The 15,982-nt window shown below is 67.9% G+C and carries 13 protein-coding genes and 1 pseudogene; 2 read left to right on the top strand and 12 right to left on the bottom strand.

Going from position 1 to position 15,982, the window contains the following annotated elements; all coding sequences use genetic code 11:
- Positions 1-430 precede the first annotated feature (430 nt).
- The 4 genes and pseudogenes from JK363_RS42985 to JK363_RS31160 form a co-directional block, all read right to left on the bottom strand.
- Positions 431-613: pseudogene (locus JK363_RS42985) on the bottom strand (DUF6194 family protein); the annotation flags it as partial.
- Between the two features lie 354 nt (positions 614-967).
- Positions 968-2,083: an amidohydrolase family protein gene (locus tag JK363_RS31170; protein WP_201880284.1), complete on the bottom strand. Its 1,116-nt coding sequence runs from the start codon at positions 2,081-2,083 to the stop codon at positions 968-970.
- Between the two features lie 200 nt (positions 2,084-2,283).
- Positions 2,284-3,876: an MFS transporter gene (locus JK363_RS31165; RefSeq protein ID WP_236076232.1), complete on the bottom strand. Its 1,593-nt coding sequence runs from the start codon at positions 3,874-3,876 to the stop codon at positions 2,284-2,286.
- The gene (locus tag JK363_RS31160; protein WP_201880283.1) at positions 3,873-4,868 is read right to left on the bottom strand and encodes a pseudouridine-5'-phosphate glycosidase; all 996 of its coding nucleotides are present in this window, start codon (positions 4,866-4,868) and stop codon (positions 3,873-3,875) included. The genes JK363_RS31165 and JK363_RS31160 overlap by 4 nt, the downstream gene beginning before the upstream one ends.
- A 261-nt stretch (positions 4,869-5,129) precedes the next feature.
- On the opposite strand from JK363_RS31160, the gene JK363_RS31155 reads away from it, so the two are divergent.
- Together JK363_RS31155 and JK363_RS31150 are read left to right on the top strand one after the other, a co-directional pair.
- The gene (locus tag JK363_RS31155) at positions 5,130-5,978 is read left to right on the top strand and encodes a 2-keto-4-pentenoate hydratase (protein WP_201880376.1); all 849 of its coding nucleotides are present in this window, start codon (positions 5,130-5,132) and stop codon (positions 5,976-5,978) included.
- Positions 5,979-5,987: 9 nt separating this feature from the next.
- A complete protein-coding gene (locus tag JK363_RS31150) occupies positions 5,988-6,779 on the top strand; it encodes a 2-keto-4-pentenoate hydratase (RefSeq protein ID WP_201880280.1) in 792 nt (263 codons plus the stop codon).
- Here JK363_RS31150 and JK363_RS31145 read toward each other — a convergent pair.
- The 8 genes from JK363_RS31145 to JK363_RS31110 form a co-directional block, all read right to left on the bottom strand.
- Complete coding sequence (locus JK363_RS31145) at positions 6,676-9,924, bottom strand: AfsR/SARP family transcriptional regulator (RefSeq protein WP_201880277.1); 3,249 nt, start codon at positions 9,922-9,924, stop codon at positions 6,676-6,678. The genes JK363_RS31150 and JK363_RS31145 overlap by 104 nt on opposite strands.
- 37 nt (positions 9,925-9,961) lie before the next feature.
- Positions 9,962-10,519: a flavin reductase family protein gene (locus JK363_RS31140; RefSeq protein ID WP_201880274.1), complete on the bottom strand. Its 558-nt coding sequence runs from the start codon at positions 10,517-10,519 to the stop codon at positions 9,962-9,964.
- On the bottom strand, positions 10,509-12,017 hold the full coding sequence (gene hpaB / locus JK363_RS31135) for a 4-hydroxyphenylacetate 3-monooxygenase, oxygenase component (protein ID WP_201880271.1): 1,509 nt from the start codon (positions 12,015-12,017) through the stop codon (positions 10,509-10,511). The genes JK363_RS31140 and hpaB overlap by 11 nt, the downstream gene beginning before the upstream one ends.
- Before the next feature lie 42 nt (positions 12,018-12,059).
- Positions 12,060-12,497, bottom strand: a complete 438-nt coding sequence (locus JK363_RS31130; RefSeq protein ID WP_201880268.1) for a RidA family protein — start codon at positions 12,495-12,497, stop codon at positions 12,060-12,062.
- Positions 12,487-13,080: a 3-hydroxyanthranilate 3,4-dioxygenase gene (gene nbaC, locus JK363_RS31125; protein ID WP_201880265.1), complete on the bottom strand. Its 594-nt coding sequence runs from the start codon at positions 13,078-13,080 to the stop codon at positions 12,487-12,489. Before nbaC ends, JK363_RS31130 begins: the two co-directional genes overlap by 11 nt.
- A 193-nt stretch (positions 13,081-13,273) precedes the next feature.
- Positions 13,274-13,774 carry an ATP-binding protein gene (locus JK363_RS31120; RefSeq protein WP_201880263.1) on the bottom strand — a complete coding sequence of 167 codons (501 nt, stop codon included), beginning with the start codon at positions 13,772-13,774 and terminating at the stop codon, positions 13,274-13,276.
- Between the two features lie 357 nt (positions 13,775-14,131).
- Positions 14,132-14,674, bottom strand: coding sequence for a DapH/DapD/GlmU-related protein (locus tag JK363_RS31115; RefSeq protein WP_201880261.1), 543 nt, complete (start codon positions 14,672-14,674; stop codon positions 14,132-14,134).
- Between the two features lie 81 nt (positions 14,675-14,755).
- Positions 14,756-15,742: a LysR family transcriptional regulator gene (locus JK363_RS31110; RefSeq protein ID WP_201880259.1), complete on the bottom strand. Its 987-nt coding sequence runs from the start codon at positions 15,740-15,742 to the stop codon at positions 14,756-14,758.
- Positions 15,743-15,982: the final 240 nt, after the last annotated feature.

The raw sequence follows: 15,982 nt of genomic DNA, 5'->3' as shown, positions 1-15,982 counted from the left end.
GTGGTCAGGACAAGCTCATCGAGGCCCGGTGCACCCCGTGACCGGGGTTTGACGACGTTATTGCTGCCAACCGTTCCAAAGTGACAAAGGCTGACCACGCCGGCCGCCTTCGCGGCTGCGGCGCTGGACGGACGCGGTATCTACGCGGACGAGTCCTCACCGGACCTGTGGGCCCTGGGTGTGGTTTCTGCAGCGGGACCGTCTGGGTCGTGGCCGTACACAAGGACCTCGGCATCACGACCTTCGCCGAGCTGCGTCAACGCCGGTCCCGACGGCTACTTCTACCGCTTCGACCACGGTGGCCAGCTCCTGGTCAAGGCCGAAGGAGCCTTCCTGCTGCGCGGCTTCATGATGACGCTCGCCTCCGACCGCCAGCCGGACCCGTCAGCAGGGCAAGTGGCCCTGTCCGGAGGGGCGGGGAGGCCTCGTCTCATCCTGCTGGAGTGTCCCGACTGCGTGGCGGCTGCCCCGGTTCGTGTCGCCGCGCGAACCGGGCACGAGCGGCGTTATGAGCGGCGCGCAGAAGCTGTACAACGGTGTCCGTTGTCCTCTCGCCGGGATTGACGAAAGAGATCCAGCTGAGCGCGCCGTATACCGGGTGCGGCAGCACACGGTCGGCGGCCGTTCCCTACTCATGGTTCAAGCATCACCTTCAAGTGCTGATGTGGGGTTGGCTGATGGACGGGCCGGTGAGCGGTTCACAACGGGTACTGCTCCGGACAGTCGATGTCGCCAGAGAGTCGGGGTACTCGCTGCAACAGGTTCGCGACCTGGAGCGGATGGGAGTACACGTTCGGCTCGCGCGGGGAGCGAGATGAGGCTCTGCGTGCTCAACAAGCGTTGGGTGCGATCAAGGCCGAAGCGAACACAGCCGGCGACCACGTTCCGGTAACCCCATCAACGCCAGGCCCCCGTGAGTGGGATGGGCCACCGGCAGGGCCCCACGGCGAGCAGCACACCGGCTCGATCACCCCTGCGCCGGACCGTGTTCAACACCTCCACACCAAATGCGTTGCAGGTGTCGAGTGGCACGGATGTCCGCGACCGGGTCGCCGTCGATCAGTACGAGGTCGGCGCGCAGGCCGGGTTCGATGACGCCTCGGTCCGCAAGACCGAAGTGCAGTGCGGGCAGTCCGGTCGCGGCGCGCAGGGCGTCCACAGTGGTCAGTCCGGCGTCCACCAGGAGTTCCAGTTCGTGGTGGAGGCTCATGCCGTGCGGGACGTTCGCGGGCGAGCCGGGGGTGCGGTTGGCGTCGGTGCCTGCGAGGACGGGTACGCCCGCCTGGTAGAGGGCAGTGACGCCGGCACGCGCCGGACCGTAGGCCGGAGCCATGTTCCCGGCCTTTTCGACGATCGCCTCCATCATGGTGAGGGTGGGAACGGTGACGCGCTCGTCAGCGACCATACGGGCCACGGCTTCCGCGTCGAGTGCTTGGTCCATCGGTACGTGGGTGATGATGTCGGCGCCCGCCTCCTGCGCCATCGCGTAGGCACCGGAGTCAGCCGCGTGTGCGACAACTGCCTTGCGGTGAGCGTGGGCGGCCGCCACCAATGCGTTGAGGGTCGGCTGGTCGAGTCCCTCGGCGCCGGGGCGATCAGCGACGACCTTGATGTAATCCGAGCCTTCGGCCACCCTGGCGACGACGAACCGTTCCGCGTCGGCGGGCCCGGTCACGATGCTGTCCTCGGGCATCCCACGCATCGTGGCGTGCGTACCGCCCGCACTGATGGCGAGGATGCCCGCGCTACGGATGTCGGTCAGCCCCGGCATGTTCCGCAGGGAGTCGACCAGCGCCGGGGGCCAAGCGGCCATGTCCAGGGCCGTGGTGACCCCGTACTCGCACAGTCGCCGCAGGTCCTCGGCACCGGACACGTGGACGTGAGCATCGATCAAGCCGGGCAGCAGAATGGCACCGCCACCGTCGACCACCCGTGCGCCCGCAGGGTCGGTGCCGAGCCGGTCGCCGTCGATGACCACCGTTCCTGGAGCCTGCAGTTGCCGACCGTCGAAGATCCGTACGTTCGTCAGGGCCGTTTTGTCGTTGCGGGAGGGTTCGGAGGAGGACGCTGCCGATGTGGTCATTCGGGTTCTCCTATGTCTTCGCCGGCGCGGGCCGGTCTGGTCATAGACGGCCGGCCACTGCTCACCGAGCCCAGGAGCAGAGCGAGGTTCGCGCCGGGGACGACCGTGGCGGCCCCGCACGTCACCCCAGGGAGGGTGCGTACCTCAGGTACACACCACCTGACCGGCCCAGTGGATCGTGGGCCACAGCCGCTGCGGTGCTACGCGAGCGCTCCCTCTGCGTTCTGGGTGTCGTTCCAGCCACCCCGCAGGGCCGTCACGGCCAGCAGGCACGCCACCAACGCGGCTGTCCCGCAGACCACGTACCCGAGCGAGTAGCCCTGGCCGAGCGTCTCCCGGGCAAGGGATGCCGCCTGACCTGGTGCGGAGTCCAGCGGAACCGAGTTCACCGCCAGGGGGCCGCCGGCCTGGGCCACCTCTGTGGCAGCGGATTTCACCGCTGGGTCAAGCGAGGAGGCCGACAGGTGGGACTGAAACGCCGAGGCGGCATGGCCAAGGGCGACCGCGCCGATGAGCGCCGGGCCGAGGGTGAAACCGAAGTCCCGGAGCAGGTTGGTCGATGCGCTGGCCATACCGGCGTAGCGGATCGGCACCGTGTTCACGGCGACGGCGGTGAGCGACGCGATGCTGAACGCATAGCCAATGCCCGCCAGGCCCAGGGGGGCGAGGTGCGCGCCGAGCGACGTCTCCTGTATGTCCAGGGTCGCCATCCAGAAGTCGCCCGTGGCCATCAGCAGCAGGCCGCCGGAGAGCAGCCAGCGCGGGTTCGCCCGCTCCAGCAGCCGTGAGATGAGCGGTGTGAGTACCAGCGCGAACCCGCCGAGCAGGACAAAGGCCACTGACGTCCGCAGGGGGCTCTGGTGCTGGATCACCCCGATGCGGATGCTGGTCGCATAGGCGGTGCCGAGGAAGCTGAACATCCCGACGACGGTGATGAGCGAGACGATGGAGAAGGCGCGGTTGCGGAACAGGTCAAGGCGCAGCAGAGGCGTGCGGGCCCGGCGCTCCGTGAAGACGAACAGTGCGAGGAACACCGCGGCAATGACGAAGGCACCGATCAACGCTGGGGAACCCCAGCCGTCGGTCGGCCCCTGGATCACCGCATAGAGCAGGGCGAACAGGCCGATGAGGATGGTGATCTGGCCGCCCCAGTCCAGTGAGCGGCCCTCCGGCGAGCGGGAGTCTTCGGCGAGCAGCCAGCAGACCAGCGCGGTGATCACGGCCAGTGCGGCGACGATCACAAAGGAAAGCTTCCATGAACCGTACGTTCCGGAGATGCCACCGAGAACGGGGGCGACAAAGCCACCGGTGGAGAGTGAGGCGGTCCAGACCGCGATGCCCCGGGCCCGGTCGCGCGGCGTGTGGGTGCCGACCGCGACCATGGCGAGTGTGGTGGGGAACAACGCCGCGGCGCCGAGGCCGCCGAGGAGCTGGCCTGCCCACAGCTGGGGGACACCAACGGCAGTCGCCGCCACCACCTCGCCGACGGCCAGCAGTCCCGCGCCGCCGACCAGCAGCCGCTTGCGGCCGAAGAGGTCGCCCAGCACACCGAAGGTCAGCTCCAGTACGGTCACGGGCAACAAGAAGGCGTCGGAGATCCAGGTGAGTTGGGAGCCGACCGGGTGCAGGCTCTCCTGGAACAGCCCGTTCAGGGTCGCGGGCATGGCCAGCGCGATCTGGGCGAGACACACCGCCAGGCAGCTGGTGATCAGCGTTCTCGTACGGGTGGAGTCGGCGTGCCGGAGACGTCGGCGCTGGTCCACAACGGCCTTGGTTCTGGGGCTGGTCATCATCTCACTCGCTTCCACACATTGCCGGCCCGGCCGGCCTGCCGTCCTGTTCCACGAGCACGGTCCGTACTGCGCTCAGCTGTCTGGCGGTCCGCAAAAGCACAGGCCACCTGTCCGGCCAGCTTCGCCGTGCTGATCAGCACGGAGCGGCTGGCCGCCGCGCTCCGTCCCTCGGTCGCGGCGGATACGACCTTCAGCAGGTATGGGGTGATGGCCGCGCCGTGCACACCGTTGGCTTCGGCTTGCTGCACGGCGCCTCGGACCGCCTGCTCGATGCGGTCGCTGTCCAGCGCGTCCTCGGCTTCGATGGGCGAGGTGACAACCACCGATCCCGCCGCCCCGGCCTCCCAGTGCGCGTCGATGGCCGCTGCCAATGTCGTGAGGTCATCGGCCCGCTGCGGATTGGGGAACCCGCTGGAGGTGCAGTAATAGGCCGGGAAGTCCGCACACCGATAGCCGATGACCGGCACCCCCAGCGTCTCCAGGTATTCCAGGGTGAGCCCCACGTCGAGAATGCTCTTGGCGCCCGAACACACCATGGCAACTTGATGGCGCGTCAACTCCACTAGATCGGGGGAGATATCGAAGGTGACCGAGGCATTGCGGTGCACTCCTCCGATGCCTCCGGTCGAGAGCACCGGAATCCCGGCGTTGTCGGCGATGAGCAACGAGGAAGCCACGGTGGTGGCCCCGAGGCCGCCGGAGGCCAGGATCAGCCCGATGTCCCGCGTGCTGGCCTTGGGAATGTGCTTGGTGTCGGCGAACCGTTCGAGTTCGCTCTCGCTCATCCCGACCACGAAGTGCCCGTCGGCAATGCCGATCGTGGCGGGTATGGCGCCCCCCTCGCGTACCGCCCGGCCGGTGGCCAGCGCCAATTCCAGGTTTCCCGGGTACGGTGGTCCGTGGTTGATGACGGTGGTCTCCAACGCCACCACCGGCCGCCCTTCTCGCAGGGCCTGTTCGACCTCATCACTCAGGCGTAGCAACGGATGCACATCTCCTCCTTCTTGACGCGAGACCTCACGACCACGTGGTCGGAATCCGTCCCTGGCCTTTGTGCGCGTCGAGAGTGGCGACCATGGTCGGCCCCTTGGCTGAGGTGCACCTGACGACGGGCTGACGCACCCGGGCGCGCAGCCGGGCCGCTGTGTCAGCGCCTTGTCAGGCCGGCAGCAGAGCCGGGGAGCAGGGTGTGGATGTCCGGCGTCCGATCCTGGATCCGGGCAGCCATGGAAAGGCTGAAAGGAGCCCTCAGCATGCTTCCGAGCACTGATAGCGACGGCATCGCGGAAGCGGCACAACGGCTCTGGAACGCGCGTGTGAGCAATCGTCCCTGTGCGCCGATCCGCACACTGCTGGGTGCTGGAGACATCGAGGCCGCGTATGCGGTGCAGGAAGCGAACACGCGGCGCTCGCTGTCCGACGGACGACGGCTCGTCGGGCGCAAGATCGGGCTGACCTCACCGGCAGTTCAGCAGCAGCTGGGTGTCGATCAGCCGGATTTCGGGGTGCTGTTCGGCGATATGGCGGTGTGCGACGCGGAGGAAATCGATCTCACGAGGCTGATCGACCCGCGTATCGAGGTGGAGGTCGCCTTCGTCCTGGGAACCGGCCTCGCCGATGAGTGGACGACGACGGCCGACGTGCTGCGTGCGACCGCATACGTGGCGACGGCGATCGAAGTGGTCGACTCACGGGTCGCCGACTGGGACATCGATATCGTCGACACGGTCGCCGACAACGCCTCCAGTGGCCTGTTTCTTCTCGGTGGGGTCCCACGGCGTCTGGAGGGACTGGATCTGCGGGAGAGCGGAGCGGTCCTGATGGCTGGTGGCGAACCCGTGTCCGTCGGCGCCGGTGCGGCGTGTCTGGGACACCCGGTGAACGCCGTGACCTGGCTTGCCCGCCGACTGGCCACCACCGACCACCCGCTCTCCGCCGGCGATGTGGTCCTCTCCGGTGCGCTCGGCCCCATGGTCCGCGTTTCGCCCGGAACCGTCTACGAAGCACATGTCTCAGGGCTCGGTTCGGTACGAGCGGTGTTCGCGAAGGGAAATCCCTCACGCGACCGCGGCAACCAGGCACACACCGCAGACGACGAGTGAGAGGTCGCCATGAGTGAATTGACTCCCGGGGAAAGGCTCGCCGCGCAGCTCGATGAGGCGGCCCGGCGGGGTGAGGTCACCTCGCAGCCCTCACAAGGGGCTCCGCTGAGTGTCGCGGACGCCTACGCGGTGCAGGAGCTGGCCGTCGCCCGTCGGCTGAACCGCGGCGAACGTCTGGTGGGGGTGAAGATGGGCTTCACCAGTCGGCAGAAGATGGCACAGATGGGCGTGGACGAGGTCATCTGGGGACGTCTGACCAGCGCCATGCTGGTCCCGGAGGGCGACCTGATCGCACCGGACCACTACATTCATCCGCGGGTTGAGCCCGAGGTCGCGTTCCTGATCGGACGCGACGTACCTGCCGGCGCACCGCCGGAGACGATCACATCGGCGGTGACTGCGGTCGCCCCCGCCTTGGAGATCATCGACTCCCGCTATGCGGACTTCCGCTTCACCCTGGCGGACGTGGTGGCCGACAACGCTTCCGCCGCCGGTTTCGTCCTCGGCGCTTGGCGGGCCGTGCCGCCGTCGCTGGACTGCCTCGGCGTGCTTCTGGAGGTGGACGGCCGGACCGTCGAGGTCGGGGCCACCGCGTCGATCCTGGGGGACCCCTGGCGTTCGCTGGTGGCCGCGGCACGGCTGACCGGGCGGGCCGGGATGCCGCTGCGGGCGGGGTGGGTGGTACTCGCTGGTGGTGCTACCGCGGCCGTTCCGCTGCGTCCGGGGGCGCAGGTGCGTGCGGTGATCGAGTCACTCGGTTCGGCGTCGGTGGCGGTGGCGCCGGGCTCTCCACGGCCTTAGCGGTGCGGTCCACGTCGTCGGCCAGCCAGGTCGGAGTGGGCATTCCCGTCTCGTCGCGGATCTGCCGCGCCCGGGCCAGCAGGTCGGCGGCGCGCTGCCGGTCGGTCCGGCAGACCGCCCGGGCCAGGGCTTCGGCGCCCATGGCCAGCATCCAGGGGTCGTGCACCGACTCGCCGGTAGCGATGGCGCGCTCGAAGCACTCCCGCGCCTCCGCCGTCTTCCCGAGGTCGACCAGCACCAGGCCCAGGCAGATACGGGACAGCCCCGCTTCTCTGGACAGGGCCATGCGTTCATAGGACTCCAGGGCGCTGGTGTGCAGGGCACTGGCCCGTTCCAGGTCCTTCTCGGCACGAACGAGGATGCCAAGACTGTTGCGGGCGCCGGCGGCGGGCTCTTCGGCGCCGATCCAGGCAGCGGTGTTCAACGACTCGTGCAACAGGTCACGGGCGGTGTCCGGATCGCTGCGGAGGATGGCCAGCCGCCCCAGGTCGGCCAGCCGTGCCGCGACCATCTCGGCCAGCCCGAGGCGCCGGGCCAGGTCGAGCCCCTCGTCGGCGAGCGCCGTCGCCTCGCGGTAGTGACCGCGGCATTCGTTGACCGCGCCGAGGCGGAACAGGGCTCGCAGGACTCCCCATTGGTCGCCGCTGCGGCGGTAGTGCGTCAGGGCGTTGGTGAACAGCTCGGTGGCGCGTTCGACATCGCCCTGCCAGAAGGCGCCGAGTCCGGCCACGATATAGGAACTTGCCAGTACCCAATGGTCGGTGGCCTCGTTCAGCCCGTTGAAGGCACGGGCGATGTGGGGTGCGGCCTCGGCGTGCTTGCCTTGGCGCATCAGCGCGTGCGCCAGAAAGGCCGAGGCGAGGGCGAGATCGGAGTCGGAGCTGCCGGCCGCGGTCCCGACGTCCAGGGCCTTCCGGCCGAGGCGCACGGCGGCATCGAGGTCGTGTGCGTTCTGCGCGAGGTGGGACGCCCAGGCGAGAGCGAGTGTATGGACGGTGGGCGATGTTTCGCTGCCGTCCAGCTCGAGGGCGGCGAGGAGTCGCCGGGTGCCGCTCTGATGCTCGGCGCGGATCCACCAGTACCAGGCGAGCGCGCCTGCCATCCGCTGCGCCGGCTCGGCTTCCCCTCGTTCGAGCAGCCAGTCCAGGGCGGTGTCGAGGTTGCCCGTCTCGCGTTGCAGGTTGGCCAGCCATTCGGGCTGGTCGGGCCCGCGTACCCGGCGGCCGCCCTCTTCACCGACCGCGAGGAAGTACGCGGCGTGCTTATCGCGTACCGTTCCGTAGTCGTCGGTGGCGTGCAGCCGTGCGATGCCGTATTCCCGGATCGTCTCCAGCATCTCGTAACGCGCGCGGTCGCCCGTTCCCACCTCTGCGCTGACCAGGGACTTGTTGACCAGGCGGTCGACGCAGTCCCGCACGGCCGCCGCGTCCATCTCCGGGAGGTCGGCGCAGACGGCCGCTGCCGCGTCCACGGTGAAACCGCCCGAGAACACCGACAGCCGGTCGAAGACCGCTCGCTCCGCCGCGGACAGCAGTTCATAGCTCCAGTCGACCATCGCCGCCAGGGTGCGGTGGCGCGCTGTCGCGGTGCGGGAGCCTCCCGTCAGCAGGCTGAAGCGGTCGGCCAGGTCGCGGGTGATCTCCTTGGGCGACATCGTCTTGGTGCGGGCGGCGGCGAGTTCGATGGCCAGCGGAATACCGTCCAGTCGGCGGCAGATCTCCCCGGCCTGTACGGCGTTCCCTTCCGACAGACAGAAGCCGGGACTGACGGCACGGGCGCGCTCCACGAAGAGCTGTACCGCTTCGTGGCGGGCGATGGCCTCGGGGTCCTGTTCGGCCGGGCCCGGGTAGCGCATGGGCGGTACGGGCAGTTGCATCTCTCCGGGGACCTCGAGCGGCTCCCGGCCGGTGGTGACGATGCGCAGTCGTCCGCAGTCCCGCAGCAGCGCTTCCGCCAGCTCGGCGACGCCCTCGACGAGGTGTTCGCAGTTGTCCAGCACCAGCAGCAGCTGCTTTTCCTGGAGGTACTGCCGCAGACGCTCGACGGCGGGCCGTACGGTGCCCGGAGCGGGCGCCGCCTGCATGGTGGGAGGCGGTTGCGACCTGACGTCGAGAGCCTGCAAGATCGCGCTGGCGATCCGGTCCGGTTCGGAGACCGGCGCCAGCTCCACCACCCATACGCCGTCGGGCAGCGGCAGGTCGGCGGCGCCGGCCGCTTCCAGGGCAAGGCGGGTCTTCCCGCTCCCGCCGGTCCCGGTCAAGGTGACCAGCCGCCAAGAACGGATGAACTGCCGTACCTGGTCGAGCAGGTCATGACGTCCGACGAAGCTCGTCAGGGGGGTTCGCAGATTGCCTGTGGCGCGCGAGGCTGCGGGCGCTTGCCGGGGGACCGGCGAGGAAGCGGGGCCGAGCAGGCCCGCGTCGTGGATGAGGATCCGCTGCTCCAGCCGTTGCAGTTCCTCGCTCGGGTCGACCCCCAGCTCGTCGACGAGCTGGGCGCGGGCCTTCCGGAACACCCGCAGGGCTTCGGCCTGGCGGCCGGCGCGGTACAGACTGATCATGAGCAGGGCGAAGAAGTGTTCCCGGAGCGGGTGTGCCTCGGTGAGTGCGGACAGCTCCGGGATGACCTCGGCATGGCGGCCTACGGCGAGGTCTGCCTCGATGCGGCTCTCCAGCGCGATGAGCCGCAGCTCGTCGAGGCGACCGGCCTCGGCCCGGGCGCAGTCCATGTCCAGGACATCGGCGAGGGCGGGCCCGTGCCACAGGGCGAGCGCCTCGGACAGGGTGGCGGCAGCGGCTGTCGGCTCACCGGACTTCTGCGCCATGCGGCCGGCCGCCACCAGGGCCTCGAACCGGTAGATGTCGACGTCTTCGCGGTCCACGTCCAGTCGGTAGCCGCCGCTTGCGGTGGCGATCCGCTTACTGCCCAGCAGCGCCCGGAGCCGCGAGATCTGGGCCTGGATGGTGTTCGCCGGGTGAGCGGGCGGGCCCTCGCCCCAGACTTCGTCGAGGATGCGATCGGTCGAGACCACCATTCCGCTGTGCAGCGCGAGCAGGGCCAGCAAGGTCCGCTGCCGGGGCCCTTCAAGAGGAACCAGCTGTTCCGCCTCGCGGACTTCCAGTCGTCCGAGCAGCTGAACTCGCATGTGGGAAGGGTAACACCCCCGGTCAGCGGTCACTTTGTCACGCGGCATTGCTTCCGTCGTTACCGTCCGTGTCGAAGAGCGGCTGGTCGCGGTAGCGGTCCACCCGGCCGGGTGGCGCGAGGAGCGGCGCGGCTGACAGTTCGCGGAACTCGCGGTCGAAGTACACCAGGGGCAGCCCGTCGTTCACCTGGACGCTTTCGACCTCGCCGACGAGGATGCTGTGGTCGCCGGCGTCGTACCGGGCGGATGCCCGGCAGACCAGGCTGGCCAGCGCGCTGTGCAGGACGGGAACTCCGCCCTCGGTGCGGAATCCGGCTCGGGCGAACTTCTCGGCGCCGGCCGTCGCGAACCGCATGGCGAGCGTGCGGTGCTCGGGGCGCAGCACGTTGATCGCGTACCGCTCGGCCTGTCGCAGCAGGTCGTGGGAGCGTGCGGACACCGCCGGACAGAACAGCACCAGTGGTGGTGACAGGGACACGGAGCAAAAGGCGCTGACCGTGATGCCCCACGCCTCGCCGTCCGCATCGGTGGTGGTCGCGATCGTCACGCCGCTGGGGAAGTTGCCCAGAGCCCGGCGGAAGGAGTCAGCGTCCATCGTCGGCCTCCGATGCCGTGTCCCGCTGCCCTTCGGCGAGGTCGATGATGCTGTCCGGGCGGCCGAGGAAGTCGAAGATCCTCTTGGTGAGGGGTTCCTTGTCGTACGCCTGAAACAGCATGCCGGCCACCCGTTCCGGTGCGCCGAAGAAGAAGCGCTCGTAGAGAGCCTGTCGTGCGCCGAAGCCCGATACGGCGACGTCCTGGGCGAGCCGGAACAGCCCGATGCGCTGCGGGGCTTCGAGATTGTCCAATGCGAAGTAGGTGTCGATGTCACCGGCGATCGCCGAGGTCAGGTCGGCCTGGCCGGGGGTGGCCATCAGCGAACTGGAGCCGAGGAGTTGGACCAGTTCGACCAACCGCTGGTACTGCTGCGGGAAGACGTTGCGGGCGGCGTCCAGCGGCATCCGGTCGGGCGTCATCGTGCCCCACTGGTCGGCCTTGGCGTTTGCCTCACTCGCGGTCAGACATGCCTTCATCAGTTCCACCACACATATCGCCTCGGCGATCTGTGCCTGTGTCTGCGGGGCGCGGTCACGCTGGTTGGCCCACGTCATCGCGCACAGCAGCCCCACCATGAACTCGGCTTTCGCGATGTTCTTGCAGACGACCTGATGCATCATGTGGATCAGTGAATTCGTGGCGGAATGCACCGTGTTGCACGAGGACGGGTCCTCCAGCAGGAAGATCCGCTCCCAGGGGACCTCGACATCGTCGAACACGACGACGGCGTCCATCTCCTCGAACCGGGCGGAGAGTGGGGCGTCGAAGACCGACCGACCCGTGTCGTAGCTGTCCCGGCACAGAAAGCGCAGGCCGCTGGTGGCACAGGGCACGGCGAAGGCGAATGCATAACGGGTCGACGACGGGTCGTCCTTGAGCGAGGTGGAGGGGAACACCACAAGCTCGTCGGCCAGCGGCCCGAGCGTGGCAAGGAGCCGCGCCCCGCGTACCACGATGCCACGGTCGGTGTGCCGGACGATGTGCAAGGCGACCTGCGCGCTGGGGATTCCCTGATCGGTGAGCCGTCGGTTGACCGACGGATTGACCAGGGTGTGGGTGAGCACGACATCGTTCTCCCGCAGGTGGCGGAAGTACGCCTGGATGTTCCGGCCGAACTCGGGGTTGACCGCGGTGAAGAACTCCGAGGCGGAAGCCAGCGCCATGAACGATGAGTTGAGATAGTCGGGGGTGCGCCCCAGCATTCCGCCACTCCACCGTGCGGCTTCCAGGAAGGCGGCGGAACGCCTGCCCAGGTCTTCCTGGGTCACGGGGCGCAGAAAGGACGTTCCGACGCGATCACCGGACTCGGGTGAGGCGAAGGTGAGAACGTCACGCAGCTCCGCTTCGTGCTGCCGGTTGAGCCAGGCGCCGATCGAGCTCGCTCCGCGGCGCAGGGCGGGGTGGGAGGTGACGTCTTTGACCGATTCCCCACCGATCCAGACCTCTCTGCCGTCGTTGAGGCCCTCGAGATACTCCTGTGCAGTGCGCGCACCCATGGGGTCGCTCCTCCTTCGTTCTTCGTTGATGAACCGGATGTGCTACCGCGAGCCCTCGGCCGGGCTGAAGGCGATGACCTTCATCTCGATCAGGAGGTGCGGGTGCGGGAGTTGATGGACGGCCACGGTGGTACGAGTGGGACCGTCGAAGTCGAAGAACTCCGCGTAGGTCTCGTTGTATCCGGCGAAGTCGTTCATGTTGACCAGGAAGCTGGTGACATCGACGATGTCGGTGAGACCCGAGCCCTCGGCGGCCAGTATCCGTTCGATGTTCTCGATCACTGCGCGAGTCTGTGCGCGAATGTCCAGCTTCACGGTGCCGAACTCATCGGCCTCCGCGCCGATATGAGTGTTGTCCGCACGTCGTGAACTGATGCCCGAGACGAAGACGAAGTCGCCGACTCGGCGGAGGTGCGGATACCTGCCACGTGGCACCGCTTGGTCGGCGACGACACCCTGGCTTCCCTGACTACGCGTCATGGCCGCGTTCTCCGTCCGGTCGAGGGCCGCTTGCTGCGGCACTCTGCGGCATCACGAACGGCCCGGCAACATCGTGTACCCTGCCGCAGCTCGCGCAGGTCCGCAGTTCCTCGCTGCCGTTGAACCGCTCGATTGCGGCCTTGACCTGGATCTCGATGTCCTCAAGACCGAACCATGTCTCATTGAGCCGGTCACCGCAGCCTTTGCAGTACCAGAGGATGCAATCGGGTTCCTGCTCGGTGCGCACCCGCTGGATGACCGCTCCCCAGGTCCCGGCGGGACGCAGCGGGCAGTGCGGCACCATCGCAGGCATCAGAAAGACATCGCCTTCGTGGACGGTCACGCTCTCGAAGTGTCCGTTCTCGTCCTGATAGTCGACCTGGATGTCACCGGTGAGCTGATAGAAAATCTCATCGCTCGGGCTGATATGGAAGTCGTTGCGCGAGTTGGGCCCCCGGGACACCATGAAAATGAACTGGGAGCCGTCCTTCCACAACTCCCTGTTGCCAACGGGGGGCTGAAAGCTCTCGGCGTTGTCGCTTATCCAACGCCGCAAATTGAGTTTGACCGGATCAATCGCCATCGTCGCCCTCTCCTTCGGAGCCAGCAGCCCGCCCATCCACCAGTGACCGGTGCATGGGCGAGCAAGATCTGATACCCCTATCGTCAGGACCGGCCTGAGGAAGCGCTGACGCGGCACTGACGTGTGGCTGACGACGCGGAGTCCTGCCCGGTCGACCGGCTCGACCGGCTCGGCCGGGTCGCGCCAGGTCCCGCTAGAGACGCAGTCCCGCGCGCACACGACGCCCTGCCGTGGTGTGGTGCACCTCGGTCCACTCCGTGAGGCATTCGATGATCGCCATACCGCGCCCGTGCTCATCGCTGTCCGTGCCGTCCCAGGAATGGGGCACCGCGGTCCCTGAGTCGGTGACCGAGATCAAGAGGATGTCCCCGACCCGGCTCAGGACGACCGTGGTGTCGGCGTGGCCGTGCTGGACGGCATTGACCGCGAGCTCGTCGATGACCAGTACGGCGGAGTCCCGCGCTGCTCCGGAAACGCCCCAGCGGCAGAGCACCTTCGTCGCGAAGGCGCGGCAGGTGCGCACAAATGGCTCCCGCGAGGGCACGGCCAGCATGGCCCGGGGAGCCCTCTGCCCGGGGTGGTCCACGTTCCGCCATGGCTGGGCCGAAGGGCGCTGCACCGGGGACGATGCCGTGCCACTCTCCCAGCGGAGGGCATCGGGCACGGACTCATCCACGGGAAGTGCTGTGTTCACCCCGTCACTCATTTCCGCTGCCTCCCCATACTCGTGATCCTGGGCTGCGGACACGAGCCATGCTTCACCGGCGGGCTGATGCGCCCCTTACCGTGCGCTGACATGCGGGCCGGCGCGAGGGGGGAGCGGCATCACCGCGTGCCTGCGCACGCTGCGCGGCTCGCTGCCCACGGCTGGTGACGATTCAGCGTTCGACGAGGGGCTCTGGACCGCTGGAATCGCGCATATGTGCGAAATGCGTGATGAGATCCAGCGCCCGAGCGGCGGTGAGCCATGGGCGTCGGGACCGCTCGGGGGTGTGGTACGACGTGGTCACTCCGCCCGTAGCCCGGGGCTTGGTGTGGCTACGGAGAGTCGTCACCACCGCCGGTGCACGGTTGCCTTGGTGCCGGTCACCAGGCTCGCCGGCGGAACGTCATTGGCCACGACCGCGCCGGCGGCGACCACGGCGTCACGGCCGATGCTGACGCCGGGCAGGATCGTGGCACCGGCGCCGATCCATACGTTCTCCGCCACGTCGATGGGCGCGCCGGTGAGGTACAGCCGCCGCTCCTCGGGATCGACCGGGTGGCCGCCGGTGATGAACGTGACCTTCGGGCCGACCATCACGCGCTCGCCGAGCCGGATGCCGGCGTAGTCAAGGAACGTGCAGTTCTGGTTGATGAACACGCGCTCGGCGAGGTCGAGGTGGAGGCCGTGGTCCGTGAAGAAGGGCGGATAGATCGTGACTCTCGTCGGCAGCGGCTTGCCGAGGATCTGTTCGAACAGTTCCGCTTTGCCTGCTTCATCCTCAAAGGGCAGGATGTTCAGGCGGGAGGTGAGCTCGGTGACCCTCAGGACCCTCTCGGCCATGGCCTGGAACTCGGCGCTGTGGATGCGCATGAGACGGTCGCTGGACATGCCACGATCCTTCTGTAGTACCGGAAATTGGATAAGGCTTTCTAAGGCGCTGGTGGAGGCTGCTGTCAGCAGCTGGTCGAGTCACCTTTGCCGGGGTTGGGACCTGCGCGCATTCGCGGTGTCGCTGTCGCCGCGCTGTGGCGTCGTTGCCCAGGACGGGAGCCAGACCGTCTCAGGGAGCCTTGGCAGGGTCCCAAGGTGGGTGATGATTCCACGGAGTTCTGGATGTGGATTCAGTCTGGGGAGGATGAGCGAGAGTGGGTATGCGAGGGTCGGATTCACGATAGGGATGCGGCGTAGGTCGTAGTTCGTCGGCCAGATGTACCGGTCGCGTGCCCCGACGAGGGTGGCCACGCCCGCGGAGTCCGCGAGGGTGTCCAGGAGTACTTCGTCTCCGAAGTGCGGGCCTGCCGCATCGATGCGTAGGTCGAAGTCAGTGGCGAGCTGATCGTAGAACTCTGCCCATTCGCTTCGGGGTGCGATACCCGGCACCCATATCCGGTGCTTGCGCAGCTGCGTCGGCGTCAGTCTTCGCGCGGAGGCGAGCGGATGTCTCGGGCCGACGAGAAGTTCCAGCGGGGAGTCGAAGGCGTGAATCATTTGCACGTCGGGCGGCAGTGTGGCCGGGTCGGTGACGCTACGGAACGAGGCGTCGATATCGCCTGCTTCGACGGCGGCGACCGCTGCGCGAGGGTCGTTGACTCTGAGGGTCACCACGTCGAGATTGGTTTCGGGGTGCGACCGCCAATAGTCGTGCAGAACAACGGCCTGCGCGCTTCGCAGCCCGAGAACGTCGATCCGAAGGGCCCGGGAGCCCGGCCTGACCGCGGTGATGGCGCGCTCGACACCCGCGACGATGCTCCGCGCGTGGGGGAGCAACGCCTGACCATCGAGCGTCAGCTCAACTCCTCGGGCGGTACGTGTGAACAGGCGGACTTCCAGCTCGCGCTCCAGGGTGGCGATCCGCTTGGAGACTGCCTGCTGTGTCACGCCCAGCTCATCGGCCGCATGCTGGAACTGTCCCAACTCGGCCGCCCGGACGAACGATCGCAATGCCTCGGTGTCCACTGATTCATCTTAGGCGTGCACAACTCATCGTTGTGACTCGCCGAGGATCGGTTGTTTGATCACGCTCCAGCGTGGCCGTTGTGAGTCAAGTATCCATACCGTCGGTTGTCGCGAGGAGCCATGTGGCGGCTTTCACCGCCGCACTCGCCGGCAGCCGCCATCAGCGCTTCACTCCGTAAACACCCAGGCACAGCGGGAAGATCGATCGCTGCAACCGCCTCGCCGAAGAATTCCTCTACG

This window comes from Streptomyces coffeae (assembly GCF_016741875.1).
Lineage (GTDB): Bacteria > Actinomycetota > Actinomycetes > Streptomycetales > Streptomycetaceae > Streptomyces > Streptomyces coffeae.
The sequence above is the reverse complement of the archived record's forward strand: the minus strand, read 5'-3'. Positions and strand labels throughout refer to the sequence as shown.